This is a genomic window from Halobacterium sp. R2-5 (assembly GCF_011734195.1).
GTDB lineage: Archaea > Halobacteriota > Halobacteria > Halobacteriales > Halobacteriaceae > Halobacterium.
In genome coordinates, this window is sequence record NZ_JAANTH010000001.1 from 499,455 (window position 1) to 517,676 (window position 18,222).

Below are 18,222 nucleotides of genomic sequence, written 5' to 3' on the forward strand. Positions count from 1 at the left end.
TCGCGTCAGTCCGCGGCCGTGTCGCTCTGCGGCTGGTCGTCGCGGAGGCGCTCGCGGACGCGCGCCGCGTTCGGCGTCGGCGGATCGCCAGGGTCGTCGCTAAGCACGTACGCCCACTCCCGGGGCTCCAGCTCGACCGCGCCGTTCTCGGCGCGGGCGGCCACTCCCGCAGGCGCGTCGACCTCGTCGGTCGCGACCGTCGCGGCGTCTCCCTCGGGCGCTTCTCCCGCGGGCGGCACGTCACCCGCCGGGTGGACGGCGTCGCTCAGGTGCTCGTTGGCGGCCGCGTCGAGCGTCATCGCGAACACGAACGACAGCACGCCCACGAGCGCGAACAGGAGCGTGAGCGCGCCGCGGGCCACCGGCGTCGCGGTTCTGTCGACGCCCCGGAGCTCCCCGACGGCGGAGGCGACGGCGGCCAGCGACGACACCGCGCCCGCCGCGTACGCGGCGACGAGCGGGTTGAAGTCGAAGACGAGGTACTTCGTCTTCAGCCGCCAGAGGAAGTTCCGGCCGAGCATCGCCGACACCTTCGGGATGTACGTCCGGTACTTGATGTGGCTCTCCTCGTCGCCGTACGTGATGGGGGAGGCGACGTCCACCACTCGCATCTCCGCGACGTTCAGCTTCACGAGGAGGTCGTTGCAGTAGCCGTAGAACTCGTACATCGACTCGACGTCGGCGGTCTCCAGCGCGCGCAGGGAGATGGCGGTGTAGCCGCTCTGCGGGTCGCCGTTCCCCCAGTAGCCGCTCGCGACCTTCGTGAGCGCCGTGAGGATGGTGTTCCCGACGAAGCGGAACGTCGGCATGTCGCCGCTGTCGGTCTGCCCGAGGAAGCGGTTGCCCTTCGTGTAGTCCGCGCGCCCCTCGACGATGGGGTCGAAGAGGTCGCCGAGCACCTCGGGCTCCATCTGGCCGTCGCCGCCCATCACCGCCGTCACGTCGATCTCTTCCTCGCGGGCGCGGAGGTAGCCGGTCTTGATGGCGCCGCCGACGCCGCGGTTCTGTTCGTGTCGGATCGGCACGACGCGGTCGTCGAAGGCGTCGCCGTCGCTGCGGGCGTTGACGCGGTCCGCGGCGTCCCGAATCTCCCGCCAGGTGTCGTCCGTGGAGCCGTCGTCGACCGCGTAGATGCGGTCGACGAACGCGGGCACCGACTCGATGGTGTCCGCCACGAACGGTTCCTCGTTGTACGCCGGGACGACGACTGCCGTGGTGTGTTCCCGATACATTGTTGCGTCGCCGGAGCACCGGCGGTCCGTCCCGGAGTAAGCGGAGTCGAGGTATTGTTATCCGTCTCCTGTCGGTTCGCGATGTCCTGATTCCGCGCGACTGCGTCCCACGAAGCGGCCCCTACTCTGTTCTCGCTAAACGTCGCAATTTCTGCGCTTCGTGCGCTCTCCGCGGCGTCTGTCGTGGTAGCCTCTCCCGAAGCCCGCTCATAACAAAGGGTTACTCGCGGCCATTCGAACAGCAATGCCCGACCGTTTCTCGATTCGCACGATCGCCGTCCTCGCAGTAGTCCTGGCCGTGGTCGCCGGGCCGATCGTCGCCGTCGTTCCGGTGTCCGCCGCGCCCGTCGAGCACTCGACGTACGCGGTCGCACAGGGGACGTCGTGTTACACCGTCGACCCGGTGACGGACGCCGACCAGAACGTCACCCAGTTCTACGACTATCGCGTTCCAGATGGGTACGAGTCGGACAGCGCGACCAGGGAAGGTGACCCGTACAGATTCAGTTCCTACGGTACTAGCGAGTTCCAGAAGGACCAGGGGAGCGTGCTGTTGTTCTACGAGGGGTCCGAGGGCGCGAGCCTCGTCCTGCTGCACGACCAGTACCCGAACTCCGACGGTGGCGGGGCGCTCACGATGGACTTCAGCGGGCTGCCCGCGGCCGGCGAGTGGGTCGTCCAGGACGACAAGTACACGGAGGTGAACGGCTCGGACACCAACGACGACCAGTGGGACGTCGGCGGGGACACCGCGAGCGTCGACTGGATGTGGAGCGACAACCGGAACGACGGCGGTGCGTTCCGCGGCGTCGGCAACATGAGCGACACCGTCGTCGTCGACCCCGCGTTCAACGAGGAAGCCGAGTTCTGGGGCGACTGGGGGTACTCCGGCAGCGACGAGGACCTGCTCACGAGCTGGACGGTGATCGACGAGGACGGCACCGAGCACGACCTCGACCGCGACCGTCGTCTGTTCGTCAACGGCGGCGGCGGCTGCCTGGAGACGCCGCCGTCCGCGAGCCTCGACGGCCCCAGCGAGACCGAGACCGGCGCGGAGGTCACGTTCGACGCGAGCGACACGTCCGACGACGAGCAGCTCGGCGGCTACGAGTGGGACTTCGACGGCGACGGCGAGACCGACGAGGTGACGACCGAGCCGACCACCGCCCACGCCTTCGAGGAGGCCGGAACCCACACGGTCAGCGTGACGGCGTTCGACACGTACGGCAACGGCGACGAGGCGACGGTCGAAGTGGAGGCGACGCTGCCGCCGTCGCCGCCGAACGCCAGCCTCACTGCACCGGCGAACGCGACGGTCAACGAGACGGTGGCACTGGACGCCAGCGGCTCCACCGACGAGGGCAACATCACCGAGTACCGCTGGGACGTCGACGGCGACGGCGAGGCCGAGGAGACGACGTCCGCCCCGACGCTCGACCACGCCTACGGTACCACGGGGACCGTCGAGGCGTCCGTCGACGTCGTGGACGACGACGGCGAGGTTTCGACGGCGTCTGCGACCATCGACGTGCGCGCGCCGGACGAGCCACCGACAGCGAGCCTCGACGCGCCCGCGAACGCGACAGTGAACGAGACGGTGACGCTGGACGCGAGCAACTCCACCGACGACACCGGCATCGAGCGCTACGAGTGGGACTTCGACGGGAGCGGCGACGTCGACGAGACGACTGACAGTCCAACTGTCGACCACGCGTACGAGAACGCGGGCACGATGACGCCGCGGGTCACCGCCGTGGATGCTGCTGGCGAGACGGCCACCGCGAACGCGACTATCGAGGTCGAGGCCGCCGATAACGCCCCAGAGGCCGCGCTCGACGCGCCCGCGAACGCGACAGTGAACGAGACGGTGACGCTGGACGCCAGCGGCTCCACCGACGAGGGCAACATCACCGAGTTCCGCTGGGACGTCAGCGGGAACGTGACCGGGAACGCGACCGGTTCGACTGTCGAAGTCAGCTACGGGACGCCAGGAACGGTCACGGAGTCGGTCACGGTCGTCGACGACGACGGCGAGACGGACTCCGCGAGCGTGACTATCGACGTGCAGGCGGCGAACGAGCCGCCGAACGCGAGCCTCACGGCACCCGCGAACGGGTCCGTCGGCTCGGACGTCACGTTCGACGCGAGCAACTCCACTGACGACCAGGGTATCGAGGAGTACGCGTGGAACTACGACGGCGACGGCGAGGCCGAGGAGACGACCGACAGCCCGACTGTCGACTACACGTACGACTCTTCGGGCGAGTACACCGCGACCGTGACGGTCACGGACTCGGCCGGCAGCGAGGACTCGGCGTCCGCGACAGTCAGCGTCTCCGGTCCGCCGACCGCGGCGCTCGACGCGCCGTCGGAGGCGACCGTCAACGAGACGGTGACGCTGGACGCCAGCGCCTCCACGGACGAGGGCGAGATTACCGAGTTCCGCTGGGACCTCGACGGCAACGGGACCGTGGACGCGAACACGTCCTCGCCGACCGTCGAACACGAGTACGCGGCCGCCGGGAGCGTCGAGGCCAGCGTGACCGTGGTCGACGACGACAACGAGACGGACACTGCGACCGCGGCCATCGACGTCGTGGAATCCGCGACCGGCCCCGAAGCTAGTCTCACCGCGCCCGCGAACGCGGCGGTGAACGAGACGGTGACGCTGGACGCCAGCGACTCGACGCCGCAGGACGACATCCAGACGTACGAGTGGGACGTCGACGGCGACGGTACAATCGACCAGAATACCAGCGAGGCGACGCTCGACCACGCTTACAACGATACCGGCGATTACACTGCGAGCGTCACTGTCGTCGACGGCGACCGCAACGCGACCGCGAGCGCGACGGTTTCTGTCGGAGCGCCCGAACCCGTCGAGGCGGACTTCGAGGTGACGTCCGAGGACCCGACGGTCGGCGAGCCGGTGTCCTTCGACGCGAGCGGCTCCACGCCGCTGTCGGACCTCGTCGAGTTCGACTGGTCGTTCGGTGACGGCGAGAACGCCACCGGGGAGACCGTCGAGCACACGTACGGCTCGGAAGGCGAGTACGAGGTGACGCTCGACGTCGAGACCGAAGCCGGGACGAACGCGACCGTGAGCACGACGATCGACGTCGCGGCGGCGGAGAGCAACGGCGGGAGTGGTTCCGGCGGAGGCGGTGGTGGCAGCTCGGGCGGTGGTGGGTCGAGTGGTGGCGGAGGCGGCGGTGGTTCCGCCGGTAGCGGTGGCGGAGGCGGCGGCAGCAGCGGCGGCAACGCCGGCGGCTCGGGCGCGGTCGAGGAGCCCACCGCAGCGCCGAACATCAGTCAGGCGCACGCCTCGCTGTCGGCGCCGACGGTGTACGTCGGCGAGCGGCTGGCCGTCGAGGCGACCGTGTCGAACACCGGCGACGCGGCCGGCACCAAGACCGTCGAGTTCGACGTCGAAGACGAGATTCTGGAGACTCGCGAGATCCGCGTCGGCGCCAACGAGACCCGGACGGTGACGTTCACGCACGCGTTCGATTCGCCCGGCAACAAGACGATCCGGGTCGACTACGGCGAGAAGCACTACGTCGACGTCCGGCCGCGCACCCCGAACGTCTCGGCCACCGGGCTGAACGTCAGCGAGCAGCCGGTGACCGCGGGCGAGACGTTCACGCTCACGGCCACCGTCGAGAACACTGGTCCGGTCGGCGGCAGCGAGGACGTCCAACTGGTGCTGTTCGACCAGGTGGTCCAGTCGGAGAACGTCTCCGTCGGCGCCGGCGAGACGGCGACCGTGACGTTCACGCGCGAGATTCAGGCGCCCGGGACGTACAACGCGTCGGTCGGCAACGCCGCGGCGTCCGTCGAAGTCGTCGCCGCCAACGACACCACGCGGTCGACGACCGAGCAGACGGTGTCCGGCGAGTCCGGCGGGAGCGTCCCCGGGTTCGACCTCGTGAACGCCGCGTTCGCGCTCGTAGTGGCGGCGCTGGCCGCGATCCGGTTCCGGTCGTCGCAGTAGCCGGTCGCGCAGCCACGTTTCGCCCGCCCCCGGAATGTCGGGACGCGGGCCCGGTCAATCGCAGTAGCTCTGTTGGAACTCTGTCTCCCCGTCGCCGGTCACCGTCACGAGAAGCCTGATTCTCTCGCACTCTCCGACACCGAGGTCGTCGCTGCCCGCTCGCTCGCCATCCACGTCGACCGTCACGCCGTAAGAGCCGCCGGCGAACGCGTCCGCGTACTCCACGGACTCCGAGGCGTTCAGCCCGGCGCTCTGCTCGGACGCCGCCTCCGAGCCGCCGGTGGGCGTCACCGTCACCCGGTGGGCGGTGTCGTCCTCGTTGCGGACGACGACGCTCCCTCTCGGGTCCGACCAGACGCCGCCGAAACAGCCGGCCGTGAGCCCGGCCGAAGCGGCGGCGACGTACCGTACCACAGTGCGCCGCTTTACAGCTGTTCCTCCCGCGCTCGGTAACCGTTTTCCGTACAACCGGTCGCTCAGCTCGTGGCAGTGAACGTCGTCGCTCGGGTTCTCCGTAGCTCCGCGTACGCCGACACGAGCACGTGCGGGCTGTCGAGGACGCATCGTCCATCGGACCGTGCGAGTCCCATCACAGTCGTTCACCGCGACAGCCACCAGACTACCGCACTGGCGACCGCAGAAAAGTGGAGCGCGCTCAGCAGCCGTTCCCAGTGACCGTGTTGTTCTGGGCGCCGAGGCGCTGGACGATTCCGTGGTGGTCGTTCCCGCAGACCGTGTTGTTCTCCGCGACGTTACCAGTGGATCCGCGGAGGTCGAGGCCGTCGTCGCCGTTCCCGCGGGCGGTGTTCTCGACGGCCGTGCTGTTGTGGACGCCCCGGAAGTAGAGGCCGTCGTCGCCGTTGTCCGAGAGGACGTTCGACGCCACGACGACGTCCGTGGAGTTCTGCACGTCGAGGCCGTCGTCACCGCTCCCGCGGGCGGTGTTGTTCGCGAACTCGTTCCCGGCGCCGACCGCGTAGACGCCGTCGTCGGTGCTGTTCAGCAGGTCGTTGCCGGTGACGGTGTTGTGCGAGGCGTTCGCGACGGCGACGCCGTCGTCCCGGCTCGCGGTCACGTCGTTGCCGCGGACGGTGACGTTCGACGTCTGGGCGACCCGGACGCCGTCGTCGGTGTCGGTGATGCTGTTCCCGCTGACTGTCGCTGGCGTCGTCTCCGCGAGCAGGACGCCGGGGCCGGTGGCGCCCGCGAGCGTGTTGTTCACCACGCGGTTCTCCGCGTCGCGTCGCGCGTCCTCGAACAGCGCGGTCAGCGCCTCCGCGTCGTAGTGTGCCCACGACGCGTCGAGGAACTCGGGCCGCGCGGTCGACGCGCTCGGTTCGCCCACGACCTCGACCGCGGAGCCGGTCACCGCTTCGACGTCGTTGCCGCGGACGGTGACGTCTCCGGACTCCGCGACGGCGATACCACCGACGCTCCCGCTCACAGTGTTGTCCGCGACGGTGACCGTCCGGGCGGCGCTCACGCGGACGGCGCTGCCGCCCGCGTCGACGACGTCGTTGGCGACGACTTCGGTCTCGTCGCTGCTCACGGCGATTCCGGTGCCCGTGACGTTCTCGACGTGGTTGCCCACGACGACGCTTCCGTCGCTCTCGCCGGTCACGCTGACGCCGGTGGTGCTGTCCGCGACGTCGTTCTCGCGAACGAAGACGCCCGTGCTGTCGTCCAGGGCGACGCCGACGACGGCGGCGTTCTCGACGCTGGCGCCGTAGACCCCGCCGCCGGTCACGTCGCGCAGCGAGACGCCGGTCTCCCAGTCGGTGAGCGTGACGTTCCTGACGGTGACCCGCTCGACGCCGGACGCGACGAACGCCGCGCCGGAGCCGTTGCCGGCGACGGTGTGGCCGTTCGCGTAGATCGTGACGTAGTCGGCGGTCACCCGGAAGCAGTCCCCGGCGGCGCTCTCGACGTCCGAAGCGAGCGTGTACGTCCCGGGTTCGTCGATGGTCTGGCAGGACGCGAGCTCGGTCGTCGCCGTCGACGCGTCGGTCGCCGTCCCGGCGGCAGCCCCCGACGTGACTGCGGCGAGCGCGACGAGCGCGACGAGCGCGGTGGCGACGATGTGGTTATCAGTTGGTTGCATGCTCGTCGCCAAACGAAGCCGCGTGACCCCATTGTAAGGCAGACCTTTCGTACGCAAACCGAAGCTTCTGCGAGCCGCGAGCGACCGCCCGGCCGAACCACTGCGCGCCCGCGAACGACTACTCGTCGCCGGAAACCCCTAGACAGCGCGGCGACACCCGGCGATAGAACGCTCGGCTTACTTCGCGCCCCGCGCCTAACGCCGACGTAACGCGCTCGTAGCGGTCGGCTATTCGCCGTCACGCTCTGTGAACGCTCGCGGCCGCCGAGAGCGGTCGTTCCGCGACTCGCGTTCCGCCGACGCGCAGCCCGGCGCTCGCGGTCGGTGCACGACGGCCGAGCGCGCCGCACGCACCCGCTATCCACCGCCTAACAATGGCCGGTGCCCCCCACGGTCCGGGCAGACTGATGGCCGAACACGGACGCCGCCGACTGACACGTGACCGCTGCAGCGTACTGGAGGAGCCGTGATGGCCGGGAACCGGACCGCCAGCCGCGACGCGGGCCCCGCCGCGACGTTCGGGGACCTCGTCGTCGCCTCCGGGTACGCGCTCGTCGCGGGTGTCGCGCTCCTCACGGGCATGGTGTACGGCCCGCTGCGCGTACTCGTCGCCGCGCCGCTGCTCGGCTTCCTGCCGGGGTACGCGCTCGTCGCCGCGCTGTTCCCCGCGCGTAGCGTGACCGAGCGCGACAGCCCGCGGAGCCGCTGGGTGCGCGGCCCGAGCGCGGTCGAGCGGTTCAGCCTCGCGGTCGCCACGTCGCTCGTCCTGCTCGTGCTCGCCGGGATCGTCGTCTCCGTCGCCGGCGCGCCGTTCGACGAACTCACGCTCGTCGCCACCGTCGTCGCCCTCGTCGTCCTGGGCTCGGTGCTGGCCGCGTTCTCGCGCCGCAGGACCGCTGCGAGCGACCGCTACGTCGTGTCCGTCGGTGGGCTGGCGGACGGCGTTCGCGCGCGGGCGGCGGACGCGAGCACGCTCGACGCCGTACTGAACGTCGCGCTCGCCGTCGCCGTCGTCGTCGCCGCGAGCGCGTTCGCGGTCGGGCTGGCGGCGCCGGACCGCGGGGAGACGGACACGGAGGTCGCGCTGCTCACCCAGCAGGGCGACGAGCTCGTCGCCGGCAACTACTCCACGACCCTCGAGGCCGGCGCCACCGAGAACGTCACGCTCGCCGTCGAGAACCGCGAGGGCGAGACGACGAACTACACCGCCGTCGCCGTGCTCGAACGCGTGGACACGAGCGGGAACGACAGCGTCGTGCTCGAACGCTCGGAGCTCGACCGCGTGAGTGTCTCGGCTGCCGACGGCGAGACCGTCCGCCGGCAGCTCGCGGTCGAGCCGACGACGCTCGGCGAGGACCTCCGTCTGAACGTCTACGTCTACCGGGGCGGCGCGCCCGCCGAGGCGTCCGGCGACACCGCCTACCGGCACCTCTACCTCTGGGTCGACGTCGAAGAACCCGGGGCGTAGCATGTGGCCGTGGGAACACGTCGCGTTCGCGTACCTCGCCTTCTCCGCCGCGAGCCACCTGCTGTGGCGGCGCGCGCCCTCGACGAGCGCCGCCATCGTCGCGGCCGTCGCGGGCGTCCTGCCCGACCTCGTCGACAAGCCGCTGGCGTGGTGGCTGACGGTCCTGCCTTCCGGGCGGTCGCTCGCGCACTCGCTGCTCGTGATCCTCCCGGTGCTCGCGGTCGTGCTGCTCGCGGGCTGGCTGCTCGACGAGCGACCGGTCGCCGTCGCGTTCGCCGTCGGCTACCTCACACACCTCGCGGGCGACGTCATTTACCCGCTCGTCGTCAAGGGCGAGTGGCGCACCGGCTTCCTGCTGTGGCCCGTCGTCCCCGCGCCGGCCGGGTCGGCCGGCGGTGGGCTCCCGCACGTCCAGGAGCTCGTCGACGCGTTCGTGCAGTTCCTCGCGACGCCGCGGGGCACGCTGTACCTCTTCGCCGACGTCTCGCTGCTCGTGCTCGCGCTCGCGGTCTGGCTGTACGACGGCTACCCGGGCGCGCGCTGGCTCCGGCCGCGACGGCCGGACACCACTGACGAGTGACACGCTCAGCGGCGCTCGAGCCGGTAGTCGGGCTATAACAATCCGCCGATAGGGTGACCTTCCGGCGATGGCACTGCGAACAGCTGTGGTCGGCGGCGGCACTGTCTCCGGCGTCCACCTCAACGGACTCACGCACAACCCGCGAACCGAACTCGTCGCCGTCTGTGACACCGACGAGGACCGCGCCCGCGAGATGGCCGAGAACTACGACGCCGACCCCTACTTCGACATCGAGGCGATGCTCGCGGACGCCGACCTCGACTGGGTCCACATCTGCACGCCCGTCCAGACGCACCTCCCGCTCGCGAAGCTCGTCATCGAGGCCGGCATCCCCGTCCAGATCGAGAAACCCATCACGGAGACCTACGAGGAGTTCGAGGAGCTCGCCGCGCACGCCGAGCGCCACGGCGTCACCGTCTCCGAGAAGCACAACCACAACTTCGACCCCGTTGTGCGGGCGGCGATGGAGCAGAAGCGCAACGGCGAGCTCGGGGCGGTTCGCGGCGTCGACGTCATCTACACGGGCTGCAGCCGACCGGACGACCCGAACCGCGGCCCGTGGAGCCTGGAGCTCGCGGGCGGCGAGTTCGAGGAGGGCATCCCGCACCCCATCTATATGACGCTGCGCGCCGGCGGCTTCCCGCGCAGCGAGGAGGCCGTGACCGCGACGACGGCGCTGTTCGACGACTACGAGAAGGACTTCTCGTACGACGGCACGCAGCTCCAGTACGTCACGGACGACGGCGTGCTCTGCACGACGAAGATTCTCGGCGGCACGCGGCCCGTCCGCGAGCTCGTCGTCCACGGCGAGGAGAAGTCCCTCACCGCGGACCTCATCTCCCAGACGCTCGTCGAGCACGACCGCGACTACAAGGCCTCCGCCGCGGCGAAAGCCCTCAACAACATCGACCAGGCCGACGACCGGCTCACGGGCACCGTCGCGAACGCCCGGTCCGTGCTCAAGCGCAAGCGCAACGACGACTGGGACACGCTCCGCCTGCTGAACGCCCACTACTACCAGAACGACGCGGAGTCGCGCGCGCTCGAAGCCGGCGCACCCGAGCGGATGCCCGTCCCGCTGGAGGAGTCCCGGTGGACGATGTACCTGATGTCCGCCGTCCGGGACGCCGCCGAGCGGGCCGCCGCGACCGGCGACGAACTCGAACCCGCGATCGAGCAGGACGCGGAGTAGCTCTCACCGATGGTCGACACCAGCCCGACGGGGACGCTGGACACGTTGGTCCGCGGCGCCGGCCAGCACCTCGTCGAGACGCGGCCGGAACTCGAACGCGTGCTGCTGCGGGCGCGGGACGGCTACGCCCGCACGTACGTCTGGGCGCGCAGCGTCGCGAACCGCGTCCGGTACGACGCGCCGCCGGACCCCTACCGGATGGTGCCCATCGACCCGTCCGAGGTCCGGCACGTCGCGGCGTTCTCGCCGCCGAAGTTCCGGCGCGCGGGCCGCGTCGCGGGCGGCGACTGGGACCGCACCGAGGAGCGCTTCGAGGACCTCGACGTCTACCGCGCCTACGAGGCGCACTTCGAGAACGGCGTGCCCTGGGCGGAGACCGAGTTCTTCGACCGCGTCGTCGCCGAACTCGAAGCGGGCGCCGAGCAGTGGGGGTGTACGACGCGCGCGGAGTTCGAGGCGCGCTGCCGCCGCCTCGACGAGCTCTACGAGACCATCGCCGAGGACGGCTACTACACGCAGGAACAGCTCATGGCGTCGAACACGGACGACCCGATCAAGCGCCAGAACGCCCTGAAGACCGAGCGCCTCAAGGACGAGATCGCGGTCCACGTCGGCCGCGACGGCGAACTGCTCTTCGAGGACGGCCGCAACCGGCTCTCCATCGTGAAGCTCCTCGGCCTCGACAGCGTCCCCGTCCGGGTGCTGTGTCGCCACGCGGAGTGGCAGGCCGTCCGGGACGCGTACGTCAACGGCGACCCGGAAGCCGCCGCCTACGCGGACCACCCGGACCTCGCCGCGCTGGAGTTCGGGAGCGAGGCCTGACCCCGACCCAGCCCTCGAAAAGGTGTGACTACCAATAGGCGTCCGCGCCCTCTCAGTGGGTAGCCTTGCCCCCGGAACTACACCAACACACTGACGACGAGTACGAGGTCCGCGCCTACCAGCCGTCGGACCGCTTCGCGTTCCTCGACCTCTACGAGGACGTCTGGGGCCGGCGGCGCTCCCCGCAGTGGTTCCACTGGCGCTTCGAGCGCGCGCCGTACGCCGACGGCGTGCCGATGGTCGTCGTCGAGGGCGACGACGGCCTGGTCGGCGCGGAGCCGTGTCTCCCGTTCCGCGTCGGTGCGGACGGCGTATCGTCGCTGGCGTACCAGCCCGCGGACTGGATCGTCCACCCCGACCACCGCCGGCAGGGCGTGTTCACGCGGATGACCGAGCGCCTGCTCGAGGACCCGCCCGGCGGCCAGCCGCGGCTCTACTTCAACTTCCCGAACGACAAGCTGCTGCCCGGCCTGCAGCGCTTCGACTGGCGGGTCGCCGGCTCGCTGCCCACGGAGTTCCGCGTGCAGCGCGCGAGCAGCCTGCTCGCCGCGCGCTCCTCGCTCCCGCGCAGCGCCAGCCGCGTCGCCGACGTCGCCACGCGCGGCTACTGCCGGCTCAGCGACGCGCGGCGGCAGATCCCCGACGTCGCGGTCGAGCGCCACGACGGCGTGCCCGCGGCCTCGCTCGCGCGGCTCTACCGCCGAGACATCCCGGACGTCGTCCACGTCGTCCGCGACCGGCAGTTCTACGCGTGGCGCTTCGAGAACCCGCGCTGGGAGACCACGACGTACGCCGCGCGCCGGAACGGTCGGCTCGTCGCGAGCCTCGTCGTCTGCACGGAAGAATCGGGCGGCGTCCGGGTGGCGTCGCTGTTGGACGCGCTCCCGCTGACGGACGGCGACAGCGACGTGGCGGCGGCGCTCGTCGCGGCCGCCGTCGAGGACAACGCGGACGCCGACGTCGTGCGCGCCGGTCCCGCGGGGCTCCCGACGGCCGCGTTGCGCGCGAACGGTTTCCGGCCGGACGACTCGCTGCCGCTCTCGCCTTTTTCCGAGCACACGACGCTCGCCACGCGCCCCGGGAACGCCGACGACCCGGACGCGTGGCGGCTCCGCGGCCACCGCCTCGACGCCGTCGAGGACTGGGAGCTCTCGCTCGGCGACCGGGACATCGCGTGACTAGTTGCCGAGCACGGAGCGCACGCCGGCGAGGAACGGCCCGGGGTCGTCGGCCGCGAAGTAGTCGAAGTGGGGGTCGGAGACGCACGAAGCGGCGAGCTCCCAGACGGTGCCGGGGACCGACGGCCGCTCGACGTGCGGCGAGGAGTCCGTGAACACGCTCGCGAGGTAGCCGAGCTCGCCGTGGAGCAGGTGACAGCCGACGTCGAGGTCGTAGCCGTTCCGAATCTCGCCGGCGCGGCCCGCGGCCTGCAGCCAGTACGCCCACGGGAAGTCCGCGCCCGCCCGCACCGCCAGCGGGAGCGACTGCCAGAGCCGGGGGTTGATCTCCGTGAGGACGTACTCGCCGGTGCGCGCGTCCCGCATGTACTCGATGCACGCGAGCCCGTGCCAGTCCAGCTCCGCGAGCAGGTCGCGGGCGACGCGGCCGAGGTCCTCGTCGTACATCGACTGGCGGTAGACGCCGCCGCCGCCCGTGTAGGAGTTGCCGCGGATCTGCTCGTGCTGGAACGTCAACAGCGGCTCGCCGTGGTCGTACAGCGCGCCGACGAGGTACTCGCCGTCCTTCGGGATGAACTCCTGGACGATGGGGTCGTGGCCCATTTTGCGGCGGATCTCGGCGGTCGAGGGCGGATTCTTCCCGTCCACGTGCACGAGGTCTTTCACCACGCCCATGTCGTCGGGGCCGAGGTCGTCGATGTAGGCGTCGGCGAGGACGTTGTACCGGGACTTCACGAGCGCGGCGTCCTCCCAGTCCTCGACCGCGGACAGCAGCCGCGTCTCCGGCACCGGGACGCCCGCGGCCTCGGCGGCCTCCGCGAGCTTCAGGCGGTCGAAGACGCGCTCCAGTTTCGCCGTCGACGGCACGGGCAGGGAGACGTGTTCGGCGAACTCCTCGTAGTGCCGCGAGAGCAGGTAGGCGTCCTCCGGTCGCACCGGCATCACCGTCGCGACGTTCTCGCGGGCGGCGAGGTCGAGGAGCGCGTCTCGGTACGCCAGCAGCCCCTCGCGGGGCGGCGGCAGCGAGACGGACTCCGCACAGTACCTGGAGGCGGCCGCCGGGACGTGGTCCTTCTCCGAGGCGACGACCGTACCGATACCGCGGCGGGCGAGCGAGCGGACGACGTCGTAGCTCGCTGCCTCCTTGCCGGTGGGGACCAGCGCGCGGTCGGCGGACGTCAAGCTCATACCTCTCCTGCGTCCGCCGTCGGCTTCAGTACTAACACCGTACTCGGAGTAAGCAGGGATTTCCGGCGCGCTGGTCCCGTCACCGAACCGGGACGGCGCGCTCGACGAGGTCGCGGAGGCCGTCGCGGAGCGCGACCTCCGCCTCGAAGCCGAGCTGGCGGCGCGCCCGCGAGACGTCGGCCTCGCTGCGGTCGATGTCGCCGGGGCGGGCCTCCGCGTGCGTGACCTCGGACGACGAGTCGGTGACGTCCCGGATGAGGTCAGCGAGCTCGCGGATGGAGATGCTGTCGCCGGTGCCGACGTTGTACGCGCGGCCGACGCTGTCGGTGGTGGCGGCCGCGAGGTTCGCGCGCACCACGTCCGAGACGTGCACGAAGTCCCGGGTCTGTTCGCCGTCGCCGTCGACGGTGAGCGGCTGGCCGGACTGGGCCTGTTCGAGGAACGTGCTGATGACGCCGCTGTACTCGCCCGCGGACTGCCGCGGCCCGTAGACGTTGAAGTACCGGAGCGCCACCGTGTCGAGGCCGTAGAGGTCGTGGTAGAGCCGCGTGTAGTGGTCGAGCGCGAGCTTGTCGACCCCGTACGGCGAGGTGGGCTGCTTCGGGTCGCCCTCGTGGACGGGGACGTCGACGGGGTCGCCGTAGATGCCGACGCTGGACGCGGCGACCACGCGGGCGTCCTCGCGGCGCGCGGCTTCGAGGACGTTCAGCGTCGCGACGACGTTCGCCTCGTTGCTGTCGGTCGGCCGGTCGACGGACTCCGGGACGCTCACGAGCCCGGCCTCGTGGAACACCACGTCCACCCCGTCCATCGCCTCGTCGACCGCGTCGGCGTCGCGCACGTCGCCCTCGACGACCGTCGCGCCGTCCGGGACGTTCTCGTGGCGCCCCGAGGAGAAGTTGTCGAGCACGCGGACGTCGCTGTCGTCGACGAGCGCGTCCGCGATGTGGCTGCCGACGAACCCCGCGCCGCCGGTGACGAGCACGGTGTCGCCGGCGAGCGCGGCCGCGTCTGTCGGTGATTCGGTCTGTCGCCGTCGGGGTGGCGTCATACTCCACGCGTCGGGGAACGCGTGGATTGTTATGAAGCGCATACGGCGGACACGGCGGGGTTACGTCAGGAACCGAGCGACCCGGCGCACGTCGAGGACGCCGCCCGCGACGGAGAGCACGCCCCAGACGCCCGCGCCGAGGAAGACGGCCGCGAACAGCGTGACGATGCCGGAGACGTACGGGAGCGCGAACCAGACGGGGACCGCCATCCCGACGGTGACGAGACACGCGATGCCGAGCCGGCGGAGCACGTGGCCGACCCGGACGGGGAGCTCCTGGGTGATGAAGTAGACGTTCGACAGCGTGTAGACGGTGTACGTGATGACCGTCGCGATCGCCGCGCCGACGACGCCGACCATCGGAATCAGGACGAGGTTCAGAATCACGTTCGAGACGGCCATCGCGGACTTGATGACGGCTCGCGAGCGCGCCCGGCCGAGGTAGTCGAGGCCGTCGCTGGTGACCTTGTTGATGGCGTTCACGAGCATGAACCCGCTGAACACCTGGAGCACGGGGACGGCGCCGAGGTAGTCCGGGCCGAAGATGTACCGCACCATCGGGTCCGCGACGAGGATGAGGCCGACGACCGCGGGGACGTACGCCAGCAGCACGTACTCCAGGGACTGCTCGTAGAGGGAGGCGGCGCGCTCGGTCTCGTCCTTCGAGGACTGTTCGCCGAGCGCGGGCGAGATGGTGTACCCGAACGAGGACGCGGGCGCGGCGACGAAGTCCGAGACCTGCTTCGCGATGGTGTAGTAGCTCACCGCGGTCATGTTCAACAGCGCGCCGACGAGCAGCGTGTCCACCTTCTTGTCGAGGACGTTCGCGCCCCGGGTCGCGGTCAGCGGCACGCTGTACTCGAGGAGCCGCCGCGTGAGGTCGGCCTCGGGCTCCGGGTCGGGGTCGTAGTCCGTGTAGAACCGCGTGTACGCCACGTAGCCGCCGAACAGCGCGGACAGCAGCAGGCTGGCGACGTAGCCGTACAGCGCGCCGGTGACGCCGAACCCGAGCAGCACGAACGCCACCACCAGCGGCAGGCGGCTGACGCTCGTGACGACTCTGACGGTGGCGCTGTACGTCACGCGGTTGAACCCCTGAAACAGCAGCATGAAGTAGCTCCTGAGCGCGTAACTCGCGATGTAACACGCGCCCACGAGCAGGAACGGAACGATGGAGGGCGTGCCCGCGACGCTCGCGATGGGGCGGCCGAGCAGCAGCGTGCCGCCCGCGACGACCGCGATGAGCACCAGCAGGAAGCGCAGCGACTGCCGGACGACGTGGGGGACCTGTCCCGGTGACTTCTCGGCGAACTCGGTGACGTACCGCGCCGCGGACTTCGGGAGGCCGAGCGTCGCGAGGATGGTGACGACGCCGAACGCGGACAGCGCGAAGTTCAACTGGCCGTACTCCGCGGGTTCGAACAGCACGCGCGTCAGCACGAGGATGAGCAGGCCGTTCGACGCGAGGTCGAGCATGGTCGCGCCGAACGTCGCCTTCGCGCCGCGGGCGATTCGGTCGACCAGCGCCATCTACTCGTCGCCCCCCACGAGGTAGAGCTCGAACCCCTCGCTGGCGCGGACGCGGCTCGAACTCGGCGTGGTTTCGAGCGCGCGGAACCCCGAGGCCGGGTAGCGGAACCCGTGGTAGAGCCCGACCTCCGTCTGCCGGGTGCCGTCCGTCAGCGCGAGGTAGCGCGGCTCGCCGTACGCCTCGCTGTAGTTCGCGGCGACGAACACGGGCACGGGCACGCCGTCCCGGTAGCCGGGGAAGTCGAGCGTCTCGCGGGCGTACTCGGTGCCGTAGTGGTAGTCGACGTACCGCCGCGGGCCGCCGCGGATGCCCGTGAACTCGACGCCCTCCGCGCGGTGGTCGAAGGCCGACCCGTACCCCGATATCTGGGACTCGGTGACGTGCTGGGACGGCTGGTAGACGTACGGCGACGGGTGGACCACGAGCAGGCCGACTGGCGCCAGCACGAGCAGGACGACGGCGACGACGGCGACGCCCGCGCCGCGGTTCCCGCGAGTAGCGGCCCAGCTAGCGGCGTGGGCGAGCGCGGCGGCCGCGACGACGGTCACGGGCACCATCATGAACCCCTGGTAGCGGAAGTAGAGGTCGCCGACGCTGCCTGCCAGCACCAGCGCGAAGATGGCCGTCAGCGGCACGAACGCGGCGGCGATGTAGCCGACGAGCGTGTCCGCGTCGGTCCGGTGCCGGTAGACCGCGAGCGCGAACAGCGCCGCGGCGCACGCCGACAGCACGACCGCCGGGCCGAACAGCTTCAGGAAGATCTCGACGATGCTCCCGCCGACGGTGGTCAGCGACGTCGACCGCTGGCTCACGACCTGTCCGGTCGTCGGCCCGGACTGGACGACGCTCTGGACGGTCGCGAGGAACGCGCCCTGCACGCGCTCGAAGCGGGGCGCCCACGCGAGGAAGACGGCGAGCGCGACGACGGTGTGGGCGTACAGCGGCCGGTGGGCGTCGACGCGGTCGAGGTCGGTGTACCGCCGGGCGAGCAGCTGGGCGGCCGCAATCGCGCCGAGCACGACCACGACGTTCAGCCCCATCTGCGGGTGGACGAGCACGATGGCGGCGGACGCCAGCGCGAGCAGCACGCCGGTGCCGGTCGCGGTCGTCGGCCACCGCGCCAGCGACGAGTGGGACTCGTCGCGGCGCAGGTTCTCGCCTCTCGCGCCCGGGCCGGTGTCCAGGACGCCGACGGTGTACGCGAGCGCGAGGTAGAGCACGAACGCGAACAGCAGCGTCCCCTGGCTCGCCGGGTGGGCGGCCGGGTGGATGGAGATGTTGTTGATGGGGATGAACGCCGCGGCGGCGAGCAGGCCGATGCCGTACGCCCACGGCGCGTCCGCGAGCAGCTCGGCGGCGAGCGGGACGAACAGGAGGAACACGAGGGGGAACGCGACGAGGACGACGTACGTGTTCGCGAGCGTCAGCGGCACGTCGGCGAGCCGGCCGACGAACACGGTCAGGGTGTGGACGCCGGGGTACAGCAGGTTCGTCGCTTCGAGGGACCCGCCCGCGATCTCGCGCGCCCAGCCGACGTGGGTCAGCGAGTCGCCCGCGCCGTAGAACGTGTAGCCGCGGAAGACGGGCATCGCGAACACCGAGAGCGCGGCGCTGACCGCGAGCCCGACGCCGACCGCCCACGTGTACGTCCGCCGGACGGTGGCGACGGAGACGACGCTGCCGACGAGGAACGCGACGGCGAGGCCGACCCACGTCACGGTCGGGGTCGCCGCGTACGGCGACAGCTCGTAGCCCGTCGCCGGGTTCCGGTGGGCGACGAGGAGACCGTTCGCGAGCGCGAGACAGCCGACGAGCAGGGCGACTTTCCGGACGCGGTTGTGTGTCGTGGTCATCGGTTCGGCTCCGGGTGTTCTGGGTGGCGTCG

The 18,222-nt window shown here is 70.8% G+C and carries 13 protein-coding genes; 6 read left to right on the forward strand and 7 right to left on the reverse strand.

The features are described from left to right. Window positions 1-5: 5 nt before the first annotated feature. The gene (locus G9C83_RS16220) at window positions 6-1,232 is read right to left on the reverse strand and encodes a glycosyltransferase family 2 protein (protein ID WP_208288407.1); all 1,227 of its coding nucleotides are present in this window, start codon (window positions 1,230-1,232) and stop codon (window positions 6-8) included. Between the two features lie 244 nt (window positions 1,233-1,476). Between G9C83_RS16220 and G9C83_RS02750 the strand changes: the two genes are divergently transcribed. Then, a complete protein-coding gene (locus G9C83_RS02750) occupies window positions 1,477-5,226 on the forward strand; it encodes a PKD domain-containing protein (RefSeq protein ID WP_167244580.1) in 3,750 nt (1,249 codons plus the stop codon). 54 nt (window positions 5,227-5,280) lie between these two features. Here G9C83_RS02750 and G9C83_RS02755 read toward each other — a convergent pair whose 3' ends face one another. Next, window positions 5,281-5,640, reverse strand: a complete 360-nt coding sequence (locus G9C83_RS02755; protein WP_167244581.1) for a hypothetical protein — start codon at window positions 5,638-5,640, stop codon at window positions 5,281-5,283. Window positions 5,641-5,881: 241 nt separating this feature from the next. Beyond that, the gene (locus G9C83_RS02760; RefSeq protein WP_167244582.1) at window positions 5,882-7,327 is read right to left on the reverse strand and encodes a right-handed parallel beta-helix repeat-containing protein; all 1,446 of its coding nucleotides are present in this window, start codon (window positions 7,325-7,327) and stop codon (window positions 5,882-5,884) included. Between the two features lie 469 nt (window positions 7,328-7,796). On the opposite strand from G9C83_RS02760, the gene G9C83_RS02765 reads away from it, so the two are divergent. The 5 genes from G9C83_RS02765 to G9C83_RS02785 all read left to right on the forward strand — a co-directional run bounded on the left by G9C83_RS02765 (window position 7,797) and on the right by G9C83_RS02785 (window position 12,567). Further along, window positions 7,797-8,795, forward strand: coding sequence for a DUF1616 domain-containing protein (locus G9C83_RS02765; RefSeq protein ID WP_167244583.1), 999 nt, complete (start codon window positions 7,797-7,799; stop codon window positions 8,793-8,795). 1 nt (window position 8,796) lies between these two features. Beyond that, window positions 8,797-9,375: a metal-dependent hydrolase gene (locus G9C83_RS02770; RefSeq protein ID WP_167244584.1), complete on the forward strand. Its 579-nt coding sequence runs from the start codon at window positions 8,797-8,799 to the stop codon at window positions 9,373-9,375. Window positions 9,376-9,442: 67 nt separating this feature from the next. Further along, window positions 9,443-10,567: a Gfo/Idh/MocA family oxidoreductase gene (locus tag G9C83_RS02775; RefSeq protein ID WP_167244585.1), complete on the forward strand. Its 1,125-nt coding sequence runs from the start codon at window positions 9,443-9,445 to the stop codon at window positions 10,565-10,567. Window positions 10,568-10,576: 9 nt separating this feature from the next. Then, on the forward strand, window positions 10,577-11,389 hold the full coding sequence (locus G9C83_RS02780) for a hypothetical protein (protein ID WP_167244586.1): 813 nt from the start codon (window positions 10,577-10,579) through the stop codon (window positions 11,387-11,389). Window positions 11,390-11,454: 65 nt separating this feature from the next. Further along, window positions 11,455-12,567 carry a GNAT family N-acetyltransferase gene (locus tag G9C83_RS02785; protein ID WP_167244587.1) on the forward strand — a complete coding sequence of 371 codons (1,113 nt, stop codon included), beginning with the start codon at window positions 11,455-11,457 and terminating at the stop codon, window positions 12,565-12,567. Here the strand turns inward: G9C83_RS02785 and G9C83_RS02790 are convergent, their stop codons facing one another. The 4 genes from G9C83_RS02790 to G9C83_RS02805 form a co-directional block, all read right to left on the reverse strand. After that, on the reverse strand, window positions 12,568-13,755 hold the full coding sequence (locus G9C83_RS02790) for a carboxylate--amine ligase (protein WP_167244588.1): 1,188 nt from the start codon (window positions 13,753-13,755) through the stop codon (window positions 12,568-12,570). It lies immediately after the preceding gene. 79 nt (window positions 13,756-13,834) lie between these two features. Continuing rightward, window positions 13,835-14,806 (reverse strand): NAD-dependent epimerase/dehydratase family protein, encoded by a 972-nt coding sequence (locus G9C83_RS02795; RefSeq protein WP_167245671.1) that lies wholly within the window; start codon window positions 14,804-14,806, stop codon window positions 13,835-13,837. A gap of 60 nt (window positions 14,807-14,866) precedes the next feature. Continuing rightward, a complete protein-coding gene (locus G9C83_RS02800) occupies window positions 14,867-16,336 on the reverse strand; it encodes a flippase (RefSeq protein WP_167244589.1) in 1,470 nt (489 codons plus the stop codon). Beyond that, on the reverse strand, window positions 16,337-18,190 hold the full coding sequence (locus tag G9C83_RS02805) for a hypothetical protein (protein WP_167244590.1): 1,854 nt from the start codon (window positions 18,188-18,190) through the stop codon (window positions 16,337-16,339). Between the last annotated feature and the right edge of the window lie 32 nt (window positions 18,191-18,222).

Coding starts and splice junctions, on each gene's coding strand:
- G9C83_RS16220 (WP_208288407.1), bottom strand. CDS start 1,232: ATGTATCGGGAACACACCACGGCAGTCGTCGTCCCGGCGTACAACGAG.
- G9C83_RS02805 (WP_167244590.1), bottom strand. CDS start 18,190: ATGACCACGACACACAACCGCGTCCGGAAAGTCGCCCTGCTCGTCGGC.
- G9C83_RS02750 (WP_167244580.1), top strand. CDS start 1,477: ATGCCCGACCGTTTCTCGATTCGCACGATCGCCGTCCTCGCAGTAGTC.
- G9C83_RS02765 (WP_167244583.1), top strand. CDS start 7,797: ATGGCCGGGAACCGGACCGCCAGCCGCGACGCGGGCCCCGCCGCGACG.
- G9C83_RS02780 (WP_167244586.1), top strand. CDS start 10,577: ATGGTCGACACCAGCCCGACGGGGACGCTGGACACGTTGGTCCGCGGC.
- G9C83_RS02775 (WP_167244585.1), top strand. CDS start 9,443: ATGGCACTGCGAACAGCTGTGGTCGGCGGCGGCACTGTCTCCGGCGTC.
- G9C83_RS02770 (WP_167244584.1), top strand. CDS start 8,797: ATGTGGCCGTGGGAACACGTCGCGTTCGCGTACCTCGCCTTCTCCGCC.
- G9C83_RS02800 (WP_167244589.1), bottom strand. CDS start 16,336: ATGGCGCTGGTCGACCGAATCGCCCGCGGCGCGAAGGCGACGTTCGGC.
- G9C83_RS02760 (WP_167244582.1), bottom strand. CDS start 7,327: ATGCAACCAACTGATAACCACATCGTCGCCACCGCGCTCGTCGCGCTC.
- G9C83_RS02795 (WP_167245671.1), bottom strand. CDS start 14,806: ATGACGCCACCCCGACGGCGACAGACCGAATCACCGACAGACGCGGCC.
- G9C83_RS02790 (WP_167244588.1), bottom strand. CDS start 13,755: ATGAGCTTGACGTCCGCCGACCGCGCGCTGGTCCCCACCGGCAAGGAG.